The organism is Zoogloea sp. GW822-FHT05C07, from assembly GCF_058800215.1.
This window is the reverse complement of record NZ_CM179510.1, coordinates 3,968,778-3,991,440: the sequence shown is the minus strand read 5'-3', so window position 1 is coordinate 3,991,440 and position 22,663 is coordinate 3,968,778. Positions and strand designations below refer to the sequence as shown.

The 22,663-nt window shown below is 67.2% G+C and carries 15 protein-coding genes; 5 read left to right on the top strand and 10 right to left on the bottom strand.

The genetic code is table 11. The annotated features are described in order from the left end of the window. Positions 1–11: 11 nt before the first annotated feature. Positions 12–464 (top strand): GtrA family protein, encoded by a 453-nt coding sequence (locus AC3QL2_RS18425; protein ID WP_493235238.1) that lies wholly within the window; start codon positions 12–14, stop codon positions 462–464. Here the strand turns inward: AC3QL2_RS18425 and AC3QL2_RS18420 are convergent. The 10 genes from AC3QL2_RS18420 to AC3QL2_RS18375 form a co-directional block, all read right to left on the bottom strand. Beyond that, entirely contained in the window at positions 363–1,484 is a 1,122-nt protein-coding gene (locus AC3QL2_RS18420) for a glycosyltransferase family 2 protein (protein WP_493235239.1), read from the bottom strand. The two genes, AC3QL2_RS18425 and AC3QL2_RS18420, sit on opposite strands and share 102 nt — an antisense overlap. Further along, complete coding sequence (locus AC3QL2_RS18415) at positions 1,481–2,341, bottom strand: carbohydrate deacetylase (protein WP_493235240.1); 861 nt, start codon at positions 2,339–2,341, stop codon at positions 1,481–1,483. Before AC3QL2_RS18415 ends, AC3QL2_RS18420 begins: the two co-directional genes overlap by 4 nt. After that, positions 2,338–3,921 (bottom strand): glycosyltransferase family 39 protein, encoded by a 1,584-nt coding sequence (locus AC3QL2_RS18410; RefSeq protein ID WP_493235241.1) that lies wholly within the window; start codon positions 3,919–3,921, stop codon positions 2,338–2,340. Before AC3QL2_RS18410 ends, AC3QL2_RS18415 begins: the two co-directional genes overlap by 4 nt. Positions 3,922–4,132: 211 nt before the next feature. Next, positions 4,133–5,344 (bottom strand): aminotransferase class I/II-fold pyridoxal phosphate-dependent enzyme, encoded by a 1,212-nt coding sequence (locus AC3QL2_RS18405; RefSeq protein ID WP_493235242.1) that lies wholly within the window; start codon positions 5,342–5,344, stop codon positions 4,133–4,135. A gap of 77 nt (positions 5,345–5,421) precedes the next feature. Continuing rightward, positions 5,422–8,769: a PAS domain S-box protein gene (locus AC3QL2_RS18400; RefSeq protein WP_493235243.1), complete on the bottom strand. Its 3,348-nt coding sequence runs from the start codon at positions 8,767–8,769 to the stop codon at positions 5,422–5,424. Positions 8,770–9,013: 244 nt separating this feature from the next. After that, on the bottom strand, positions 9,014–9,490 hold the full coding sequence (locus AC3QL2_RS18395; RefSeq protein ID WP_493235244.1) for a c-type cytochrome: 477 nt from the start codon (positions 9,488–9,490) through the stop codon (positions 9,014–9,016). Between the two features lie 40 nt (positions 9,491–9,530). Beyond that, positions 9,531–10,421, bottom strand: a complete 891-nt coding sequence (locus AC3QL2_RS18390; protein ID WP_493235245.1) for a dienelactone hydrolase family protein — start codon at positions 10,419–10,421, stop codon at positions 9,531–9,533. Between the two features lie 31 nt (positions 10,422–10,452). After that, complete coding sequence (locus tag AC3QL2_RS18385; RefSeq protein ID WP_493235246.1) at positions 10,453–11,433, bottom strand: SMP-30/gluconolactonase/LRE family protein; 981 nt, start codon at positions 11,431–11,433, stop codon at positions 10,453–10,455. A 279-nt stretch (positions 11,434–11,712) separates the two neighbouring features. Continuing rightward, positions 11,713–13,914: a tetratricopeptide repeat protein gene (locus tag AC3QL2_RS18380; protein WP_493235247.1), complete on the bottom strand. Its 2,202-nt coding sequence runs from the start codon at positions 13,912–13,914 to the stop codon at positions 11,713–11,715. Positions 13,915–13,979: 65 nt separating this feature from the next. Then, complete coding sequence (locus AC3QL2_RS18375; protein ID WP_493235248.1) at positions 13,980–16,325, bottom strand: arylsulfatase; 2,346 nt, start codon at positions 16,323–16,325, stop codon at positions 13,980–13,982. 396 nt (positions 16,326–16,721) lie between these two features. Between AC3QL2_RS18375 and AC3QL2_RS18370 the strand changes: the two genes are divergently transcribed. The 4 genes from AC3QL2_RS18370 to AC3QL2_RS18355 all read left to right on the top strand — a co-directional run bounded on the left by AC3QL2_RS18370 (position 16,722) and on the right by AC3QL2_RS18355 (position 22,642). Then, positions 16,722–19,895, top strand: coding sequence for an efflux RND transporter permease subunit (locus tag AC3QL2_RS18370; protein WP_493235249.1), 3,174 nt, complete (start codon positions 16,722–16,724; stop codon positions 19,893–19,895). An 18-nt stretch (positions 19,896–19,913) separates the two neighbouring features. Next, on the top strand, positions 19,914–21,185 hold the full coding sequence (locus tag AC3QL2_RS18365) for an efflux RND transporter periplasmic adaptor subunit (RefSeq protein ID WP_493235250.1): 1,272 nt from the start codon (positions 19,914–19,916) through the stop codon (positions 21,183–21,185). Positions 21,186–21,202: 17 nt separating this feature from the next. Next, a complete protein-coding gene (locus AC3QL2_RS18360) occupies positions 21,203–21,565 on the top strand; it encodes a hypothetical protein (protein WP_493235251.1) in 363 nt (120 codons plus the stop codon). Between the two features lie 186 nt (positions 21,566–21,751). After that, positions 21,752–22,642 (top strand): TauD/TfdA dioxygenase family protein, encoded by an 891-nt coding sequence (locus AC3QL2_RS18355; RefSeq protein WP_493235252.1) that lies wholly within the window; start codon positions 21,752–21,754, stop codon positions 22,640–22,642. Positions 22,643–22,663 lie beyond the last annotated feature (21 nt).

Sequence of the window (22,663 nt, the reverse complement as noted above, 5' to 3'; positions counted from 1 at the left end):
GACACAGCCCGATGAAGAATCGCTCCGGCCCCTGGCACGCACTGGCCAGCCGCTGGCCGCAGGCCGCCAACTATCTGCGTCGCATGCTCGGATTTGCCGGCGCCGGCCTGATCGGCACGCCCTTCCATTACCTGACCCTGCTGTGCGGCACCGAGTTGCTCGGCCGCGACCCGGTCAGTGCCAGCGTGGCCGGTGCGCTGGCCGGTGCCATCGTCAATTACCTGGCGAACTACTACCTCAACTACCGCAGCAACCACAGCCACCGCCATACCGGGCCACGTTTCTTTCTCGTCGCGAGCGGGGGATTTGCATTGAACTGGTTGCTGATGGCGCTCTTCGTCCACCAGCTCCATATCCACTACCTAATTGCGCAGATAGTCGTAACGGGCTTGGTGTTCTTCTGGAACTTCACGACGAACCACTTCTGGACCTTCCGCGCCCACGACCCGCATCGACCGCGTTGAACGGCCTCCGTCGGACAGCCGGTCGCGCCGCCTGCGGAGGGGCAGCACGATGGTCGTACCGGGCAGACGACCCGATCGTTGGGCAATCAGGTAAACCGGGCGCCCCTTGATCTCCTCATAGATCTTGGCGATATACGCGCCGAGGATACCGAGGCTGATCATGATGAAGCTGCCCACCAGCAACAGCGTCAGGATCAGCGTCGTGAAGCCGGACACCGCATTGCCGGACAGGCGCGACCACAACGCTTCCGAACCGATCACCACTGCCAGCAGCAAGGTGATCATTCCAAGGATGGTGATGATCTGCAGCGGGGCGCTGGTGAAGGACACCAGCGCAGTTCCCGTGAGGCGCACCAGGCTGCCCAGGGTCCAGTTCCGAGCGGATCGGGTGCTGGGCGCGACCTTGAAGAACACCTCTTCCTGCCGGAAGCCCACCCACTGACTGAGGCCACGGAAAAAACGCTCCCGCTCCGTGAGGCTGGTAATGAGAATGTCGACGACAGCGCGGTCAAGCAGCTTGAAATCGGACGCCGCCCTCAGGGAAATCCCGGTCATCCGGCCGATGCAGCCCGTGATGCCTTCGGCGACGGATGCATACCAGAAATTGTCTTCGGAACGATCGCTCTTGACGCCATTGACGACCTGGACGCCACGCTCCCAGGCGGCGAGAAATTGCGGAATGCTTGCGGGCGGATGCTGCAGGTCGGCATCCATCGTAATCACCGCGTCACCCTGCGCGGCCTCCAGCCCGGCCAGCAAGGCCGCCTCCTTGCCGAAATTGCGGCTGAGGCGAATCACCGTCAACCAGGGCCGGGAGGAACACAAGCCGGAAGCCACATCGAAAGTCCGGTCCGGACTGCCATCGTCCACGACGATGACCTCGAACGCCTGGTTCATGCCACTCAGCACATCCTCGAGCACGGCCAGCATGCGTTCGATCCCGACCTCCTCACGAAAAGTCGGGAGGACGACAGAGAGAAGCCGGGCCCGCCTGCGGCTGGCAGTCTTTTCAGCACTCATTTGCACACCTGTATCTGGCGGTCCGTCACGTGGTAAACAACATCGCTGAAACGCGTCGGTGCAACGGCGAATTCTGCACAAAGATCGACGAATTCCGAACTGCACAGGAGACTGCGCTCCCCTTCCCAGTCATGATAGGCAAACAAGCGCTCATCTGTGACTTCCTGCCCATCCATACGCCCCGGATGACACATCAGCTCAAAGACGCCATCTGCCGGCAGGCGCTCGAAGATGCGTCGCAATGCGTCGATCCCGAGCCGTCCGCTGGCCGCCAGTCCGGCGCAATCCAGCTTTCGCTCGCTGGGGAGCACTGGCGGGATGGACTGCAGCGATGCCGCGGCCACGAAACGGACCCATGCCCCCGGAGATCCACCTCCCGACTCGGGCAGCAAACCGCGTACCCAGGGAATATCGTAGCGGCGGGCCAGATCGATGATCAGCTTGCGCAGGGACGGCAGCAAATGAACGTGTTCATGGGAGTTCAGGAAACATATCCGCAGCCCGGCATCGAGGGCCCGCTCGATCTGGGCCCGCCATTCGTCCTCGACCACCCGGACCGACAGCGCCCCCGTCATCACGGCAAACATCGCTTTCCCCTTGCCGGGGAAGATGCCTCCCCAACGTGTCAGCGAGCGGCTCATCGACGCGGTCAGGGGCGTGCCCCGGCTGAGGTTCAAATGGACACCGCAATCCAGCCGGGGGAAGGCCTTCAGGCTCTCAGCCAGTTCAGGAAACAAGGGGCTCGAGGTCATCACGCCAGTCGCGGACACGGCCCCCGCCTCGACACAATCGAGAATACCGGCGGACACACAGCGGTACTCGCCGAAATCGTCCGCGTTGACGATCAGACGGATCACCGCCCCGCACCTCCATTCACAGCCGCAGCCTCGGGCGGCAGCACGGCGACCCACAGGCGCACCGGCGGCACGCTTGCATCCGTGTGCTGCCGGAAAGTCGTCACCGTCTCGTGCTGCAGCCCCGGGAAGCGCGCACGCATGGCAGCGATCAACTCATCATCGATGGGTTTGAGCATCGGCTGGACGAACACGGCCCCCTGGGCACGCAGCTCAGCCTCGTTCAGCCATGGGCTCTGGGCAGCACTGGCCTCGAAATAAGGCGTCGGCTTTTCCCTGGAAAAGGCACTGATCGTGGCAATGGTCCATCGATCACCCGCGATGTACTTCAGAGGTTTCCCCGTGTGCTCATGCCAGCGGTTGATCACATAGTCCGACACGGTCTGCCCGGGATAGGCAATCGAATACGGTGCGACGCCAGTGGATGCGGGACGAATGAAAATGACCCAGTACGTTCCGCCAATCTCCACGGCGAGCAAGGCCAGCCAGATGTAAAGGAAACGACGCCAGCTCCGGGTATCCAGTTCCGGCGGAAACACCAGCACCAGTGCGATACCTGCCAGCGAAAAGAACGGGAAGCCCCAGCGCGCAATCAGTTGCGCATTCGTCAGCGTGGCGAGTCCCAGCGTGACCAGCAGCGGGCCACAGGTCATCAGAAAGACGAAACGGCGACCAAAGGTGCTGAACGTGAAATCCCGGTTCTTCCAGCGCACGAAAGGCAGATAGAGCAGCACCATCGGGAGCAGGGCCCCCAGTTGCTCCAGCAGGAACATCAAGGGCGGATACAGACCGTGTTGGTGCGCACCTGCGCCCGGCTCGGTATAGACGTTGTGCTCGAGATCGAGATTGTTGAGCGCGTAATGAAAAGGCCCGAAATCGTGTTTCGCGAGCCACAGCAGATTCGGGGAAACCACGACCACAGCCATCGCCAGCCCCGCGTAGAAGCTCCGCGTGCGCAGGGCGCGGCGCCCCTCCGGCAGCAAGCCAAGGGCAATCAGCATGACCATGAACAGAATGGCCGACTCATACTTGGCCAGCGTGGCCAGACCGGCACACGCGCCGGCCATGACCCAGCGCGGGGTATCCGGGCGCAGCAGCGCCGCCCGGAAGCTCCAGATCGTCAACGCCCACGTCGGCAGCATCGCGACATTGGGATTGAAGGGAATGGCACCGACCGAGTAGTAGTAAACGCCATCGAGCAGCAGCACGGCCAGCACGGCCTTCTGCCGGCCGACAACCGGCAGGGCAATCCGGTACACGACCCAGAAGGTCAGGACCACCGCCGCCTGGGACACGAGATAGATCGGCCACCCCACCGTACCGAATACGCGCGTCGCCAGCGCCGTGAGCCAGGGCGCCAGGAAGGGATGCTTCTCGTAGCCGAACAGCCACATCTGCCCCCAGGCCAGCCCTTCGAGGGAGTCCTTTGGCGGGTTGTGGTACATCAGGGCCGGGACCAGCGTCCACACCACCAGATGAAGCAGACAGAACCAGAGCAAGGTCCGCCCGGCGTTGTCGAAGGTGATCAAGTTGCGGTGCGTGCTCTGCAGTGGCAGGACACCGACAGGCAAGGTTTGCATCATCAATAGTCTGAGAATGGGCAGTGCATTTGAAGGGCCGATTTCCCGGCCTCATCGCTCTCCCGGCACCGGGGCCGGATCACGAGTCGAGAATAAAAGCCTCGGCCCTTCGATTCCCTGACATTGATGGGAGTACGCAGGGGGCTACCGCTTCACCGCAGGATTTCACGGCAACAGGCAACGCCCCCGGAAAGGCGACTCCCAGGCCGACGGCTTACGCGGCCTTCAGCAGCGCACCATGCTGCTCGCGCAGCACCGACACCAGCAGATCGATCTGCTCGCGGGTGTGGCCGGCGTTGAGAATGACCCGCAAGCGCCCCTGATTCTTCGGCACCGCCGGGAACTTGACGCTGTCCACATGCAGCCCGACGCTGCGCAGCAACTGGGACAGTTGGTCGGTCAGCACCTCGTCGCCGATCAGTACCGGCACGATCGGCGTGGTCGTGGATACCAGCGTGTACGGCAGACCCTGCATCGATTCGACGAAATAGCGCTTGTTGTCCCACAGGCGCTGACGGCGCTCGGGTTCGTCCTGGACGATGTCGATGGCCTCGCTGACCGCGAACACCTGGTCCGGCGGCAGCGTGGAGGTGAAGCCGTAGGCCGAGCAGGTCAGGCGCAGCAACTCACCGATGTACTTGTCGGTGGCGATGAAACCGCCGATGGCGCCGTAGGCCTTGCTGAGGGTGCCCATGCAGATCAGGCGCGGATCGTCGACACCGAAGTGTTCGGTGATGCCGCCGCCGTTTGCACCCAGCACGCCGGTGCCGTGGGCATCGTCCACGTACACCATCGCGTCATAGCGGTCGGCGATGGACAGCAGCTCGGGCAGCGGCGCGATATCGCCGTCCTGGCTGAAGACGCCGTCGGTGACGATGATCTTGGTTGTCGCCTCCGACGCCTTTAGCAAGGACTCCAGGTGCTCCAGGTCCAGGTGGCGGAAGGTCAGGCGGTCAGCCCCGGACAGACGGATACCCTCGCGGATGCTCACATGGTTGTACTCGTCGGAGAAGAACGCATAGCTGTGGCGGCCACGGGTGCGAAAGCCGTACATCCGCGCGAACTGGGCCGTCTTGACCAGCGAAGACAGTACGCCGAGGTTGGTCAGGTAGCCGGTGGCGAACAGCAGGGCCGTATCCTTGCCCTTCATGTCGGCAAGTTTCTGCTCCAGCTGGTCATAGATTTCGAGGTCGCCGCCGAGCAGACGCGATTCGCAGTTGCCGACACCGTAGCGCTCCAGCCCTTCCCGGGCCTTGGCGATCATGCGCGGGTGGGACGCCAGCCCGAGGTAGTTGTTGGTACTGAAAGACACATGCTCACTGCCGTCCATGCGGAAGGTCGGCGACGGCAGCGACTCGACGCGGGGAATGAGATGCACGGCGCCACGCTCTTCGAGCCAACGGGCGATATCCTGGAATTCTTTCATGGGGTCGGACCTGCACAGTGAAGACGGAGTGTCAGAACCCCAAAGGCTAGCGATTCAGACTGGCGCGAGTCTGGCAGCTAGCTGTCGACAGACTTGCGCGCATCCTCAGCCCGCTCGAGCCACTGCAACAGGCTTTCGAGCAGGCGGGCGGGCTCCACCGGCTTGGTGATGAAATCGTCCATGCCAGCAGCCAGGCAGGCGCGGCGGTCGTCTTCAAAGGCATTGGCGGTCAACGCGATGATCGGCGTATCCATGTAGCCGGCCAGCGCCCGCAGGCATCCGGCCGCCTCGATGCCGTTCATCACGGGCATCTGCATGTCCATCAGGATCAACGCGTAGGGCTGCTGCTGCGCCATGGCAAGCGCCTCCACACCGTTGCCGGCCACATCGACGACGAGCCCGGCCTCCTCTACAAGGGCCTTCACGACCTCCTGGTTGACCAGGTCGTCCTCCACCAGCAGCACCCGTACGCCGCCAAAACGCTCGCGCAGGCGGCCGCCGCCCCCCACCGTGGCCCGCCCCCATGGCCGGATGGCGCGCTCATCGCCCTTCGGCAGGCGCACCGTGAACCAGAAGGTGCTGCCCACGTCGATCTCGCTCGCCACCCCCATGTCGCCCCCCATCATCCGGGCCAGCTGCCGGCTGATCGCCAAGCCCAGCCCAGAGCCGCCGTACTTGCGGGTCATCGAGCCATCCACCTGCTCGAAGGCGGCGAACAGGCGCAGCTGATCCTCGGCGGCGATGCCGATGCCGGAGTCCGTCACCTCGAAACGCAGCAGCACGTCGGCGGCGGACTCAGTCCCCACTTGCGCGCTCACGCCGATCTGCCCGTCCGGCGTGAACTTGAGCGCGTTGCCGACCAGGTTGACCAGGATCTGCCCCAGGCGCAGCGGATCGCCGCGCAGCGGCATCCGGGCCAACTCCGGCGCCACGTCGATGACCAGGGCCAGCCCCTTCTGCTCCGCCGCGCCTTCCATCAGCGTACGCAGATTGTCGAACACGCCCTGCAGGCGGAAGTCGATCTGGTCGAGGCTCAGGCGGTCGGCCTCGATCCGCGAAATGTCGAGGATGTCGTTGATCAGCGCCAGCAGATGCTGCGACGCCTGCCGGGCCTTGCTGAGCTGCTCGATCTGGCGCGGATCGGTGGCCCGGTGCAGGGCCATCGCCGTCATGCCCATGATGGCATTCATCGGCGTGCGCAGTTCGTGGCTCATCGTCGTCAGGAAGGTGCTCTTCGCCCGATTGGCCGCCTCGGCCGCCTCCTTGGCGATGGACAGGGCCGCCGTGCGCTCCTCGACGACCGACTCCAGATGATAGCGATAGCGCTCCAGTTCTCCTTCGATGCGCCGCTTCTCGGTGACATCCTCCTTGACCGCCAGATAGTGGGTGATCTGCCCGTCCCGCTCGCGGATCGGCGCGATGATCGTGTTCTCGACATAGACCGCGCCGTTCTTGCGCCGGTTGATGAACTCGCCACGCCACGGCAGCCCCGCGTCGAGCGCCGCCCACAGCGCGTCGTAGGTCGCCCGGGGCGTCTGGCCGGACTTCAGCAACGCCGGAGTCTGGCCGAGCACTTCGGTGCGGCTGTAGCCGGAGCTGCGCACAAAAGCCTCGTTCACATACTCGATGCGGGCGTCCAGATCGGTGATGACGACGCTCTCGAGACTCTGCTCGACCGCCATCGACAGCTGGCGGATCTGCTTCTCCGCCGCCTTGCGCGCCGAGATGTCGATGACCTCCCCCAGCACCCGCCCGTCGGGCAGCAGCACGCCGTTGATCTCCACGTCGATCAGGCGGCCGTTCTTGTGCCGGGCAACCGCCTCGAAGAACTCGTGACTGCCCGCCGCATTGCGGCGAAAGCGGATCATCACGCGCTCCACCTCGAAGGGTGGAAAGAGCGCCGCCACATCCATCGCCAGCCATTCCTGCTGGCTGTAGCCGAAGCACAATTCAGCCTGCCGGTTGGCGAAAATGAAACGCGCCTGCTGGCTGGCCATCACGATCACATTCGGCGAGAAGGTCAGCGCGATGCGCAGGCTCTCCTCGCTCTCCCACCGGGCGGCCTCGGCGGCGCGCCTCTCGGTGATGTCGATCCCCATCTTGAGGACCAGCGGCGTGCCATCGGAACCGACCACGGAGCGGTCGTGGATCGCATAGATGCGCTGGTCCGGACCACCCCATTCCCATTCGCAACCCGCCTCTCCCAGATGACGCGCCGCATGGCTGCTGAACAGCGCAGCACAGTTGTCCCCATGCGCCTCTCCGAAGCGCTGGCGATAGATGGCATTGGCGAACACGACCTTGAAATCCGGAGTCCGCAGCACGACGAAGGCCGGCAGGGTCTCGAGAATGTCGTAGAGCCGCTGGCGCTCGCCACGGATGACGCTATCCGCCTTGTTGCGGGCCTGCAGCATGCGTTCGAACTGGGCGGACAGGTGACGGATCTCGGCCGGGCCCTCGGGCGGCACGACCACCCCCGTACCCCCATCGGCAGCGGAATCCACCGCAGCGACGAGGCCCCGCAAGGCCGTCTGCAACTGCCCGCCGAAGCGCCGGGCCAGCAGCAGACTGGCGGCCGTCATGACCGCCACGATCAACGCGCTCAGGGCCAGGTTCCTGAGCAGCTCCCGCTGCAGGGTGCTGGCCGGTACGGCGATCGCCACCGAGTAGCCGGTCAGCGCCGAGCGGCTGTACGCGCCGAAGACCTCCGTCCCCTCCAGGCTCATGCCGTGCACACGGCCTTCCGCCGGCCCGTGCAGCCGCTCCATCAGCGCGGGCGGAACCGGCTGGCCGACAACGCGCGCACCATCGCGGCTGCGCGCGGCCATATGGCCGGTAGCGTCGTACACCGACGCCAGCCAGCCTTCCGGCAAATGCTGGGCGTTGAGGATACGCCCGAAGCGCTCGGGGAACAGGACCAGGTTCAGGTCGAACAACACCTCCCCGTCACGGATCACCGGCACATCGATGGTGATCAGGTAGCGTTTCGCCACCGTACCGACAACCACATCGGAAATGTAGGGGCTGCGGGTCCCGAAGATCCGGCGCACCCGGATCATGTTCTTCGTCGTCGGCAGCGGCTGCCCTTCGGGGATAAGGGTATTGAGGTACTGCTTGCCGCTCGCGTCGGTGACCACCAGCGCATCGGCAAAATCGGTCTCCGCCAGCAGTTGCATGGCCTGCTGGCGCAGCGCCGTGTAGTCCCGCTGGTCGAAGATGCTTCGCATCGCGAAACCCTGCAGCACCTTCTGCTTGCCGATGATCTGCTCGTCCACCACCTGGCGCAGCGCCCGCGCCGTCTGCAGCGCGTTCTCCTGCAGATTGGCCTCCTCGCGCAGGTAGGAGTCCACCATCAGCACGACCAGCGCAACGACGCCCGGCAGCAGGACCGCAAGGAACAGCCAGTGCAGCTTGACGGGGCGCATGGTGGGCGGGGACGGCGGACCGTGGCATGGAATTGCGGTGGAAGTTACCGCGATATGAACGCCCGGCCCAATACTTTTGCCGCGGAGCCGCACAAATTAATGATTGATGACGGACGGCGAGGCTCTTGCGTCTTCCTGCGCAAACAAAGAAAAACGGGGCGGCCGAAGCCGCCCCGTCACGCGATGTCCGCACCACAGCCGCCGGTCGGGCGAAAAGGCGGGCCCGGACATCTCCGTCAGCTGCTCAGTCCTTCTTGCGGAAGTCGTCGTGGCAGCCCTTGCAGGTCTGGCCGAGCTTGCCGAAAGCAACCTTGACCGCGCCGGCATCGCCGGTGGCCGCGACCTTGGCCAGTTCGTTGGCTTCGGTGATGAACTTCTTGGCGGCTTCGCCAGCCTTGGCCTGCTCGGTGAACAGCTCGGGCTTGACGGTGGTCTCACGCCAGCCCTTGCCGGTTTCGGTGCCGGCCGGGTACAGCGCGCCGAGGCCGGAGTTGGCGATGGCAGCGATGGCGTTGGCGGCGCGGATCACCTCGTCCTTGTTGTAGGTGCCGTCAACGCTGGCCTTGATGCGGCCATTGTTCCAGGCCAGCACTTGATAAACCGACTGGCGCCACTTGATGACTTGCTCAGGCTTCGGCGCCTGCTGGGCGAAGGCCAGGGTGGACGCCGCGGTGGTGGTCACGATCAGGGCGGCAAGCAGGGGTTTGACGAACTTCTTCATTGTTTCTCCGTACGGTCTCGGTGATGAGTAAGGTGATGGGTCAGGCCTTCAGGTGCTGCTTGAAGAAGGCCACGGTGCGCGCCCACGCCAGCTTGGACGCGCTGGCGTCGAAGCGCGGCGTGGTGTTGTTGTTGAAGCCATGCTGGGTGCCCGGGTAGATGTAGGCCTCGTACTTCACGCCAGCCGCCTTCAGGGCCGTTTCGTACTTGGGCCAGCCGGCGTTGATGCGTTCGTCGTTCTCGGCGTAGTGGATCAGCAGCGGGGCCTTGATCTTGGCGGCCTCCTCGGCCGTCGGCTGGTTACCGTAGAAAGGCACTGCGGCGGCCAGGTCGGGGATGCGGGTGGCGAGGAAGTTGGCGATACCGCCGCCGTAGCAGAAGCCGGTCACGCCGACCTTGCCGTTGCCCTGAGGCAGCTTCTTGAGGATCGCCGCGGCGGCCACGAAGTCCTCGCGGGTCTTGCCCTGGTCGAGCTTGGCGAACAGGTCGCGGGCCTTGTCCTCGTCGCCGGGGTAGCCGCCGAGGGGGAACAGCGCGTCCGGCGCGAAGGCGATGAAGCCGTCGAGGGCCAGGCGGCGGGTGATGTCCTCGATGTGCGGGTTGAGGCCACGGTTCTCGTGCACCACCAGCACCGTCGGCAGCTTGCCGCTGGCGTTGGCCGGCTGCACCAGGTAGCCGCGCAGGGTGCCGTAGCCGGCCGGCGACGGGTATTCCACATACTGGGCCTTGATGCGCGGATCGTTGCCCTGCACTTCCTGGGCTTCGGCGAACTTCGGGCTGAGGGCTTCGAGCAGGCCTTCGGCGGTCACGCCGGCCACCGCGAACTTGGCGGCGTTTTTCAGGAACTCCCGGCGCGGGATGATGCCATGCACGTACTTGTCGAACAGCTTGAGCACTTCGGGCTCGAAATCGGCAGCGGTCTTGCGGGTCATGGAAAGCTCCTTCAATCGGTAATCGGCGGGCTTACTTGGCGCGGCCGGCGTAGCCGGCGGTCAGCACCGGAATACGGTAGACCGCACCGCGGCCAACAACATACAGCTGCTGCTTGCCGGGCCCGGCAAAGGCCAGGTTCTGCGGCGCCTTCGGCAGCGCGATGATGCCGAGAGGCTCGCCCTTGGTGCTGAACACCTGCACGCCTGCGCTGCTGGCCACGTAGAGGCGCCCATCCTTGTCCACCGCCAGCCCGTCGGCGCCGCTGGACGGACCGTTGTCGGTCTGGCGGAAGCCTTCAAGCTTGGCGAACTGGCGCTTCGGGCCAAGCTTGCCATTGGCGCCGATGTCGTAGGCGAACACGTACTCGCCGGCGGTGTTGGCCACGTACAGCACCTTCTCGTCGGGACTCAGCTGGATGCCGTTGGGACGCTCGATGTCCTTGGCGAGGCGCTCGATGACGAACTCGGGGCTGATGCGATAAACCGCCGGCGGCGAAATCTTGGACAGGTCCGGCTTGGGATTGGCATTGGCATTGGCGTTGACGCCGGAATCGGTGAAATACACGTTGCCGGCCTTGTCCACCACCAGGTCGTTGGGACGGCCGAAGGACAGGCCGCCGTCCACCTTCTCGGCCAGCGTGCGCGCGTTGCCGGCGGGCAGGATCACGCCGACCTTCGGCTGCAGCGTCTGCACCGCCACCAGGTCGCCGTTGGTGGCGAAGGCCAGCGCATTGACGCCGTTGGTGTTGTCGAGGAAGACCGACGTGGAGCCGTCCGGTGCGATGCGGATCACGCGGGCGTTCTGGTTCTCGGTGAACAGCACGCTGCCGTCCGGCGCGGCGATCGGGCCTTCGGTGCCCTTGAAGCCGTCCTTGATCAGTTCGATTTTCGTGCCGGCAGCGACCACGCCGGAGATGGCCGGGGTCACGGCTTCCTGGGCATGGGCGCAGGACAGGCTCAACAGTACGCCGCCAAGGGCGGCCAGGGCACGGAAGGAGGCTTTGAGTTTCATGGCTGTCAGTAAGGAGTGACGGGCTGTGAGGTGCGCGGCCTCGGCCGCGGGGGCAGGCCCTGCTCCTGCACGGCCCGTGCCAGCCATGCTTGCCGGCCACCGAAAGTGGCCGGCATACAATTGATTTATCAAAATAAATCAGCTTTTCAGCAGGCATCGGGCCGCGCTTCTGGAAACGCCGCGCGCGATGTCCGCTGTTGCGCTGCACACAGCCACGGCCGCGAACTGCTGCCGGCCTGCTGATTTCCCAACCTTCGCGTACGGATTCGCCGAACCGGCTTAGGGAGTGGCAAAACCCCGTTCGAGACGCAGCAGCTCGACCTGATGAGCTGCGGCCTCCGGCCGGCCGAGGCGGCGCTCGATCTGTACCAGGGCGCGCAGCAAGGCCACGTCCTCCGGCAGGCGTGTCCGCGCCGCCGCCAGCGTGGCCAGCGCCGCGTCACCCTGCCCGCTCTCCAGCTGCGCGACGGCCAGCACCAGCGCGTAGCGGCCGTTGTCCGGCGCCAGCGCCGCCGCCCGCACCAGCTCCGGCAGCGCGGCGTCGCGGCGGCCCTGGCGAATCAGCGCCAGACCGAGGGCGTGGGCCGGTTCGGCCGCTGCCGGGGCGAGTTTGACGGCCTGGCGCAGCGCGGCCTCGCCGTCGGCCTCGCGGCCGCTGGCGCGGTACAGGTCGGCCAGGTTCACCAGTGCCGGCACGAAGGCGGCATCCAGGCGCAAGGCGGTGCGCAGGGCCTGCTCAGCCGCCTCGGGCTGGCCTTGCGCGGCGTGAATACGGGCCAGGTTGACGTGGCTCTCGGGGCGATCCGCGGCCAGCTCCTCGCTGGCAATCAACTCCGCCAGCACGGCGCCGAGGCGCACCCGGCGAGCCGGCGGCAGACGCTCGGCCGGCACACCGGCCAAGGTGCGGGCGGCCTCGGTGCGCACCGCGCGCAGCGGGTCGTCGAGCAAGCCATCGCCGATGCGCCAGGCCTCGGGCAGCGTGAGCCCCGCCAGCGCCCGCGCGGCGCCGAGGCGCAGCAGGCCTTCGTCGGAGCGGGCAGCACGGGCCACCGCGTCCGCCGCCCCCCCTGGGCTGCCGGCCAGACGCAGCAGCGCGGCGGCCTGCTGGATCGCGGCGGCCTGCTGGATCGCCGGGTAATCGGCGGACAGCAGTTCGGCCAGCGGCACGCCAGCGCGGCGCCCTGCCAGCACGGCGACCGGCGGCGTGTCGGCGGCTTCCGGCCGGCCGGTCCAGCGCTCGATGGCAGCGGCGGCCCAGGCCGGGCTCTTGTCCTTGTGGCAGGCCGTGCAGGCGTCCGGCGTGCCCAGGCGCGCGCTCTGGGCCGGGCGCGGCACCGCCAGGCGATGGTCGCGGCGCACGTGCGCGCCCATGTAGGTCTTGGTCGGCATGTGGCAGCTGACGCACTGGGCGCCGGCCGAGCCCTCGCCGTGACGGTGGTGCTCCGGCCGGTCGTAGCGGGACGGTAGGTGGCACTGTCCGCACAGGGCATTGCCGTCGGCGCGCAGCTCGAGGCTGTGGCTGTCGTGGCAATGGCTGCAGGTGACGCCGGCCCGGTGCATGCGGCTCTGCACGAAGGAGCCGTACTCGAAGACCTCGTCGTCGATCTGCCCGTCCGGGTGGTAGAGGCCGGGCTCGACCAGCACCGGCCGGTAGTCGTCGAGGAAGGCCGCGCCGGGCCGGGGTTCCGCCGTGAGCTGCTGGCGCCGGGAGTGGCAGCCGAAGCAGGCTTCACCGGCTTTCTGACCCGCTTTCGGGTCGCCGGCGCTGCGGGCGATGGGATGGGTGCCGTCGTAGCGGAAGACCAGCCGGCGCAGCTGCCGCGTCGCCACCGTCAGGCCCGCATCGGCCACTGCCGTCGGCTTGCCGCCCCGTGCCCAGGCCAGGTGCGCCGAAGCGGGCCCGTGGCAGGCCTCGCAGCCAACCGCCATCTCGGCCCAGCGCGTGCGGTAGCGGTCGGACTGGAGATCGTAGTTCTTCACCAGCCCGGTGGAATGGCAGGACGCACACATGAAGTTCCAGTTCTGCTCGCGGCCGCTCCAATGCACCGGCTCGCCGGGCTTCGGCGGCGCATCCGGGTAGAGGTGATACCAGCGCTGGCCGCCCTCCTCCCGGCGGCGTGCGTCCCACGCCACGCCGAGCGCCTGCAGGCGCCCGCCGGGCAAGGCGACGAGATACTGCTGCAGCGGATGCACGCCGAAGGTGTGGGTGACCTGGAAGTCCGCCTCGCGCCCGTCCGGCCCGGCGGTGCGCGCGTAGAAGGCCTCGCCCTTGCGGAAGAAGCGCGTGGTCTGGCCGTGGTGGCTGACGCTCACATCTCGGAAGTCGCCGAGCACCGTGGCCGGGCTGGCGACCTGCATCGATTGGGCGTGGTGGGACGCCTGCCAGCGCCGGGCCTCGTCGGCATGGCAGTCGGCACAGGCGCTGCTACCCACGTAGCGCACCGGCTCGTCAGCCGGTGCGAGGGCCGGCAGCGCGAGCACGCACAACAGGAAGACGATGCGCCACCACCCGCCGGATAGCGGGCGATGGCGGCTGAGGGCAGCTTTCAGCGCAACTCCACCTCGAGCTTGCCGAGGATACCGGTGAAGGAGAACGGCACCTTATAGTCCGGACTCACCGGCGAACCAAGATCGGCACCGATGTCGAGGGACTCGTAAGGGCCGTAGACGATCTTGGCGATGCGCCCTTCGCCGACCTGCTCGCCATTCACAAACAGCCGCCCGACACCGGGCACCGCCACCGGCGGCTGGCCCTGCACGACGGGCGCGGATGGCGCGGCGCTATCCGGCGTGAAGCTGAAGGCGACCTGCAGCTTGCCCTTCGGCAACGGGCGGGACGACACGATGTGGCCGCTGCGATGGCCGTGGGCATTGGCCTCATAAACCAGCCGGCCGTCCTTCACGAACAGGCTGAAGCCGCCCCAGCGGCCGCCATCGGCAATCAGCACGCCGTCGCCGCCGCGGGCCGGCAGCTCGATGTCGGCGGTGATGCGGTGGGCGCGCCGCGTCACGTCCGGCCCGACCCGCGACGGGATGCGGGTGACGCCGGCCCGGTAGGTGAACAGCGTGCGGCCGGCGGCCGGGCTCGGACGACCGACGCCGACCTCCGGCGTCAGCGGATAGACGTCGTTGCGCCAGGCTTCCTTGTCGAAGGTGGCCACCAGTTCGGCCAGCTTGTCCGGGTTGCCGGCGGCCACGTCATGGGCCTGGCTGTAGTCCGCGTTCAGGTTGTAGAGCTGCCACTGGCGCTGGCCGAAGGGTGCCTGGTTGAGCACCGCGTTGCCGCGTGGCGCCACGTTGCGGCTGCCGGCCCACCAGCCGTCCTTGTAGATGCCGCGGCTGCCGCCCATCTCGAAATACTGCAGCGTGCGCGGCGATTCGGCCCTGGCGTTGTCGAAGCTGTACACCAGGCTGCGCCCTTCCAGCGGGACTTGCTGGATGCCCTCGACCTTGTCAGGAAACTGGATGCCGGCCAATTCATAGATCGTCGGCGCGATGTCGGTGACGTGGCTGAACTGGCTGCGCACCACGCCCTTGTCGCGCAGGCCCTTGGGCCACGACACCACCAGCGGGTTGCGGGTGCCGCCCAGGTAGGACGGAATGCCCTTGCCGTACTGGAAGGGCGTGTTGTCGGCCCAGCCCCAGGCGGAACCGTAGAGGTTGTCGAAGCGCGCCGTGCCCAGCGCATCGATGTCCTTCAGGCGTTCTTCCAGCGCTGCCGGCTGCCCGTCGGGCCCGGTGGCATCGCGGCCGAGCAGCGGCGAGCTGACCTCGGCGCCGTTGTCGCCGACGATGTAGAACACCACCGTATTGTCGGACTTGCCCTGCGCGCGGACTTCAGCCAGCAGGCGGCCGACCTGGAAGTCGGTATAGGCCAGGTAGGCGGCGGAGATTTCGGCCGCCCGCGCCAGCAGGCGGCGCTGCTCGGCGGGCAGGGAATCCCAGGCCGGCAGCTCGGGCGGGCGCGGCGTCAGCTCCGCATTGGCGGGGATCACGCCGAGCTTCTTCTGGCGCGCGAAGGTCTCCTCGCGCAGTTTGTCCCACCCCTGGTCGAACTTGCCCTTGTACTTGGCGATCCAGTCCTGCGGCACATGGTGCGGCCAGTGGGTGCCGCCGGGGGCGAACCACACGAAGAAGGGCTTGTCCGGATACACCGCATCGTGGGTGCGCAGCCAGCGGGTGGCTTCGTCAGCCAGGTCGGCGGTCAGGTGGTAGCCCTGCTCCGGCGTGGCCTTGGGTTCCACCGGCGTGGTGTTGCGGTACAGGCGCGGCTCCCACTGGTTGTCGGCGCCGCCCATGAAGCCGTAGAAGAACTCGAAGCCGAGGCTGGTCGGCCAGTGGTCGAAGGGGCCGGCCGGCGTGATCTCCCACTGCGGCGTGTTGTGCCACTTGCCGAAGGCCGAGGTGCTGTAGCCGTTCTGGCGCAGCACCTCGGCCACAGACACGGTGTCCTTGGCCCACACCGAGTTGTAGCCGGGAAAGCCGGACGAGCTGTCGGCCACGGTGCCGAAGCCGACCTCGTGGTGGTTGCGGCCGGTGAGCAGCGCCGCGCGGGTCGGCGAGCACAGGCTGGTCACGTGGAACTGGTTGTAGCTGAGACCGTTGCGGGCCAGATCCTGCAGTGCCGGCGTATCGGCGACACCGCCGAAGGTGGACGCCGCGCTGAAGCCCACGTCGTCGAGCAGCACGACCACCACGTTGGGCGCCCCCTTCGGCGCCTGCGCCTGCTTGGGCCAGGCCGGCACCGATTTGTCGCGGGAGGAGTCGATCTTGCCGGCGAAGGGCTCGGGCGGACGGGGCAGGACTTGCTGGGCGCCGGCACTACCCGCGGCGGCCAGGCCAAGGGCCAGCGCAGCGGAACGACCCAGCCAGACGTAGATGCGTTTCTTCATTGTTGTTCCTGTGCGGTCTTCTGTAGATGGCTGCCGGGCTGACGTAATCCGGGGAATACCCGGCGAACACGCCAGCCCGAAACAAACCGCAAGCAGGTGCACGGCCCGTGCCAGCGCCCCCGCGACGGCGTGCGGCCCCGCAGCGCCGGGGCTGTGCGGACGTCCGCCCTCAATCCCACCGTGCGCCGGCCCCTCACCCTCTGCTGGAAAATCAACTTTTCCGCTGACCGGCTGCTGCCTGCCGCGCAGTCCGCCAACCCCAGATCGGGCAATTTCCCGCACAGGCACAGGTTTTTTGCCCATGGCCCGGAATTTGCCCGATACAGCGGTTTGTTCCAGCCCGGCACCGGCGCGCCTCCGCAACCCTGCCCCGCGCAACCGGCCCCAGAATTCCCGATGTGGATCGTCAATATCGCCCTGCGGCGCCCCTACACCTTCCTGGTCATGGCGCTGCTCATCCTGCTGTCCATGCCTTACGTGCTGAAGAAGATGTCCGTGGACATCTTCCCGGACATCGACATCCCGGTCGTGGCCATGCTGTACAGCTACAACGGCCTGCCCGCGCCGGAGATCTATAGCCGCATCAGCCGCAACGCCGAGCGGGCGATGACCCAGTCGGTGGACAATATCGAGCACACCGAATCCCTGTCGGTGGCCGGCGCGTCCATCATCAAGGTGTTCTTCCAGCCCGGCACCGACATCGGTACCGCGCTGGCCCAGGTGCAGTCGGCGGCCAACTCGGCCTACCGCTCGATGCCGGTCGGCATCGCGCCGCCGCAGGTGGTGCAGTACTCGGCCACCGACCTGCCGCTGCTGCAGGTCGGCGTATCCAGCGCCACGGTGCCGGAAACGGAAGTGGGCGAACTGACCAACGACGTGGTGCGCAACACCCTGCGCACCAAGAAGGGCGTGGAGCTGACCGCCCCCTTCGGCGCCCGCAACCGCCAGATTTCGGTGGACATCGACACCAACGCGCTCTTGGCCCGCGGCCTCACGCCGGCCGATGTCAGCGACGCCATCGGCAACCAGACCCTCACGCTGCCCACCGGCACCATCAAGATCGGCGAGCGGGAATACGACGTGGCGCTGAACGGCTCGGTGGCCACGCTCGCCAAGATCGGCGACATCCCGGTCAAGACCATCTCCGGCAAGACCATCCACGTACGCGACGTGGCCAGCGTGCGCGACGGCGCCGGCCCACTGCAGACCATCGTCCGCCACAACGGCGAGCGCGGCATCCTGACCTCGGTGTTCAAGGTCGGCGGCGTGTCCACGCTGGAGGTGGTTGATCAGGTGCGCGCGGAGATCCCGCGCATCCTCGACAAGCTGCCCGAGGACATGAAGCTGACGCTGATGTTCGACCAGTCCCTGTTCGTGCGGGCGGCCATCGGTAACGTGCTGCACGAGGCGCTGATCGCCGCCTCGCTGACCGCCGCGATGATCCTGCTGTTCCTCGGCAACTGGCGCAGCACCTGCATCATCGCGGTGTCCATCCCGCTGTCGATCTGCTGCTCGCTGATCGTTCTCTACCTGCTCGGCGAGAGCCTCAACCTGATGACCCTCGGCGGCCTGGCGCTGGCGGTGGGCATCCTGGTGGACGACGCCACCGTCGAGATCGAGAACATCGAGCGCCAGATGGGCCTCGGCAAGCATCCCCACCAGGCCATCCTCGACGGCGCGCAGGAGATCGCCGTGCCGGCCTTCGTATCCACGCTGTGCATCTGCATCGTCTTCGTGCCGATGTTCTTCCTCACCGGCGTGGCCCGCTCGCTGTTCGTGCCGCTGGCCGAGGCGGTGGTCTTCGCGATGCTGGCCTCCTACCTGCTGTCGCGGACCCTGGTGCCGACGCTGGTGATGTACCTGATGGCCAGCCAGCACGGCGTACACCGCCCGGCACCGGTCGCCGGCTTCGCCGCGCTGTGCCACCGCATCCACGTCGGTTTCGAGAACGGCTTTGGCCGCCTGCGCGAGCACTACACGGTGCTGCTGGCCGCCCTGCTGCGCCAGCGCCGCCGCTTCGGCAGCGCCTTCGCCGGCCTGTGCCTGCTGTCCCTGGGCCTGGTGCCGCTGCTCGGGCAAGACCTCTTCCCGGCGGTGGACGCCGGCCAGCTGCGCCTGCACGTGCGTGCACCATCGGGCACCCGCCTGGAGGAGATGCCCCACCTGGTGGACCAGATCGAGGCGGCGATCCGCGAGACCATCCCGGCCGACGAGCTGGGCGACATCCTCGACATCGTCGGCGGCCCCTACTCCACGCGCAATACGCTGTTCGGCAACTCCGGCACGACCGAGACCGCCGACACCGAGATCATGGTGTCCCTCAAGCCGGGCCACGCCCCCAGCGGCGACTACGCGACCCGCCTGCGCACACTGCTGCCGGAGCGCTTCCCCGGCGTGGAGTTCTTCTTCCAGCCCGCCGACCAGGTCAGCCAGACCCTCAACTTCGGCACGCCGGCCCCCATCGACATCCAGTTCATCGGCGGCAAGCCGGCCGAGGTGACGCCGCTGGCGGTGGAACTCAACAAGCGCCTGCGGGCCATTCCCGGCATCGTCGATGCCCACGTCTATCAGCGCTGGAGCAAGCCGGCGCTGGCCTTGGACATGGACCGCGTGCGCCTGCAGCAGCTCGGCCTGGCCGCCAAGGACGTGGCCCAGAACGTGATGGTGTCCCTGTCCGGCAGCATGCAGGCGGCCCCTGCCTACTGGCTCAACCCGAGCAACAACAATCTGTACACCATCGGCGTGCGCACGCCGGAAACCGCCCTCGACAGCCTCGACAGCCTGCTGCGCACACCGGTCGGCGCCAGCGAGGACGGCGCCCAACTGCTCGGCAACGTGGTCGGCCTGTCCCGCCAAGCGCTGGCGCCGATGCTCACCAGCTACAACACCAACCCGATCTTCAACGTCTATGCCAACGTGGAAGGCCGCGACCTGGGCAGCGTCAGCCGCGACATCGCGGCGGTCCTCGACGACATCCGCGCCAAGCTGCCGCGCGGCGTGGACCTGGTGATGCGCGGCCAGGTGGAAACCCTGCACGACGCCTTCGTCGGCCTGGCCACCGGCCTGGCGGTGGCCATCGTGCTGGTCTACCTGCTGCTGGTGGTCAACTTCCAGTCGTGGATCGACCCGCTGATCATCGTCAGCGCGCTGCCGGCAGCGCTGGCCGGCATCGCCTGGCTGCTGTTCCTGTCCGGCACCACCCTCAGCGTGCCAGCGCTGACCGGCACCATCATGACGATGGGGGTCGCCACCGCCAATTCGATCCTGCTGGTGTCCTTCGCCCGCACGCGCCTCGCCGAGGGCGTGCCGCCCCTGAGCGCGGCGCTGGAGGCCGCGTCCACCCGCCTGCGCCCGGTGCTCATGACCGCCTTCGCGATGATCGTCGGGATGCTGCCGATGGCCCTCGGCCTCGGCGAAGGCGCCGAGCAAAACGCGCCGCTGGGCCGCGCGGTGATCGGCGGGCTGGCCTTCGCCACCGCCTCCACGCTGCTCTTCGTTCCCCTCGTCTTCGCCGCCGTCCATCTGCGGCTGGAGCGCCGCGGGCCGCGCCACCAACTGGCCCCCGCCTGACCGAACCGGAATCGCCCCATGTCAGACCTCACCCCGCCTCCTCCCCTCGCCGCCCACACCGGCGGCAAAACCTTGCGCTACGCGCGCCGTGCCGGCCTCGTGCTGATCGGGCTGCTGCTCGCCGGCGGCGCCCTGCGCTTCGCCTTTGAACACCAGCAGGCCCGCGCCCTCGAACAGCGCACCGCCGACAACCTGCTCCGCACCGTCTCCACCATCGTCGCCCGCCCCGGCGACAGCCAGCGCAGCGTCGCACTGCCGGCCACCCTGCAGGGCCGCAGCGAGATCAGCGTGATCGCCCGCAGCGGCGGCTACCTGGCAGCCTGGCACAAGACCATTGGCGAGCGCGTGAAGAAGGGCGAACTGCTGGCCACCATCGAGGCCCCCGAGCAGGACCAGGAGCTTGAGCAGGCCCGCGCCAGCCGCGAGCAGGTCAAGGCCCGCGTGGACCTGACCCGCGACACGCTGAAACGCTGGGAACACCTGGCCAGCCTCGACAGCGTGGCCCGCCAGGACCTGGACGAGAAACGCAGCGCCGCCGCCCAGGCCCGAGCCGACCTCGCCGCGGTAGAAGCCAACGTGCGCCGGCTCGAACAGCTCAAGCAGTTCCGCCGCATCACCGCCCCCTTCGACGGCGTGGTGACGCGCCGCAGTGTGGAAGTCGGCGACCTGATCGCGGCCAACGGCAAGGAACTCTTCGCCCTCGCCCAGACCGACCCGCTGCGCCTGACCCTGTGGATCCCGCAGGTGTACGCCAGCGAGATCGCCCCCAGCCAGGAAGTGACGCTGCGCATCCCCGAAAACCCGGGCAGGAAATTCACCGCCAGAGTCGCCCACGCCGCCGGCGCCCTCGACCCGGTGACCCGCACGCGCCAGGTGGAACTGGAACTGCCCAACCCCGACGGCAAGCTGCTGCCCGGCACCTACGGCGAGGTGACGTTCAGCCTGTCGAGCAGCGTCAAAGCGCTACTGGTGCCGACCAACGTGCTGGTCACCGGCCAGGACGGCACCCGCGTGGTGAGCGTCGGCCAGGACAACACGGTCAGCTTCCGCAAGGTCACCCTCGGCCGCGACCTCGGCCGGGAGATCGAGATCATCGACGGCATCGCGGCCGGCACGGTGCTGGTCAGCAGCCCGTCCGACCTGCTCGCCGACGGCGAGACCGTGCGCCCCAAGGCCCTGCCCGAGAAAGCCCGCAAGGGCGGCCCCGGCGACAAACCGGCCGCACCGAAGACCGCCGCCACCGACACCCCCAACTCCCCCCAAGCCCCCCGGCCCGCCTCCAAGGGCTGACCCACCGGAGAACAAGCATGACCCGCCAGCTCGCCCTCATCCTCGCCACCGCCAGCCTCGCCGCCACCCTGCCCGCCCACGCCGGCAAGATCGACAACGGCAGCTGGACCCACGCCTGCGGCCCGCGCCCGGCCGAAGTCAGCCTCGACCTGAAGAACCCCGACGCCTTCAACAAGAGCGTCGGCACGGTGAACACCTACCGCCAGACCCAGCGCGCCTGGCTCGACTGCCTGCAGAAGGAAGGCAACGCCGACATCCAGGCCACCAGCCAGATCATCAGCCAGTTCATCAACGCCGAAGCCCAGGCCGCCAAACAGGCTAACGACAGGATCGCCGCCGATGCCAAGGCGGCGGAGGCAAAGTTCGGCAACGGGAAGTAAGGTGAAGCCGGGTCGCCACCATATTCGTGGCAGCCGCGCACCCGCGCTAATCTCAAAACTGCATAAGCTCAGGCGCCTTTCAGCTCATAAGCATCGGAAAATATAATGGTTCGGGCATCGCCCCGAGCTTTCTAAAGTACAGCTTTCCTTTCCCGCACAGGCCGGTTCCAGCCGGCCCGACACATCATGGAAGCTGTACTCAATTCGCCCGCCGGCGCACGTGCCCAGTCCTTCGAGATCCGCCCCTTCGACAGCGCAGTGGGGGCCGAGATCATCGGCCTCGACCTCGCCCAGCCGGTCGGCGACGCGGATTTCCGCCGCATCCATCAAGCCCATCTTGAACACCATGTGCTGGTCTTCCGTGACCAGCACATCACGCCGGCCCAGCAGGTGGATTTCAGCCGCCGCTTCGGCCCGCTACAGCTCCACGTGCTGCACCAGTTCGCGCTGCCCGAGCACCCGGAAGTGCTGATCGTCTCCAACATCCGCGAGGGCGGCCAGCCCATCGGCCTCGGCGACGCCGGCCATTTCTGGCACTCCGACATCTCCTACGTGGACAAGCCCAGCCTCGGCTCCTTCCTGCACGCCCAGGAGCTACCCGCCGAAGGCGGCGACACCCTGTTCGCCAACCAGCACAGCGCCTACGACGCGCTGCCCGCCGAGCTGCGCAAGGCCATCGCCCCGCTGCGCGCCGAGCACAGCTACCTGGCCAAGTACGAGGAACTGCGCAGCCGCAGCCCGTGGCGCCCCAAGCTGAGCCAGGAGCAGATCGAGCAAGTGAAGCCGGTGGTCCATCCGGTGGTGCGCACCCACCCGGAAAGCGGCCGCAAGGCGCTGTTCGTCAGCGAGCACTTCACGACCCGCATCGTGGATGTGCCCGAGGACGAGAGCCGCCAGATCCTCGCCGAGCTGTTCGACCTCAGCACCCGCCCGGAGCACGTCTATCGCCACGCCTGGCAGCCGCAGGACATGGTCTTCTGGGACAACCGCTCGGTGATGCACGTCGCCGCCGGCACGCCCGACCACCTGCGCCGCAAGCTGTACCGCACGACCATCGAAGGCGACGCGCCGTTCTGAATCCCGGAAAAAACAGAGAGA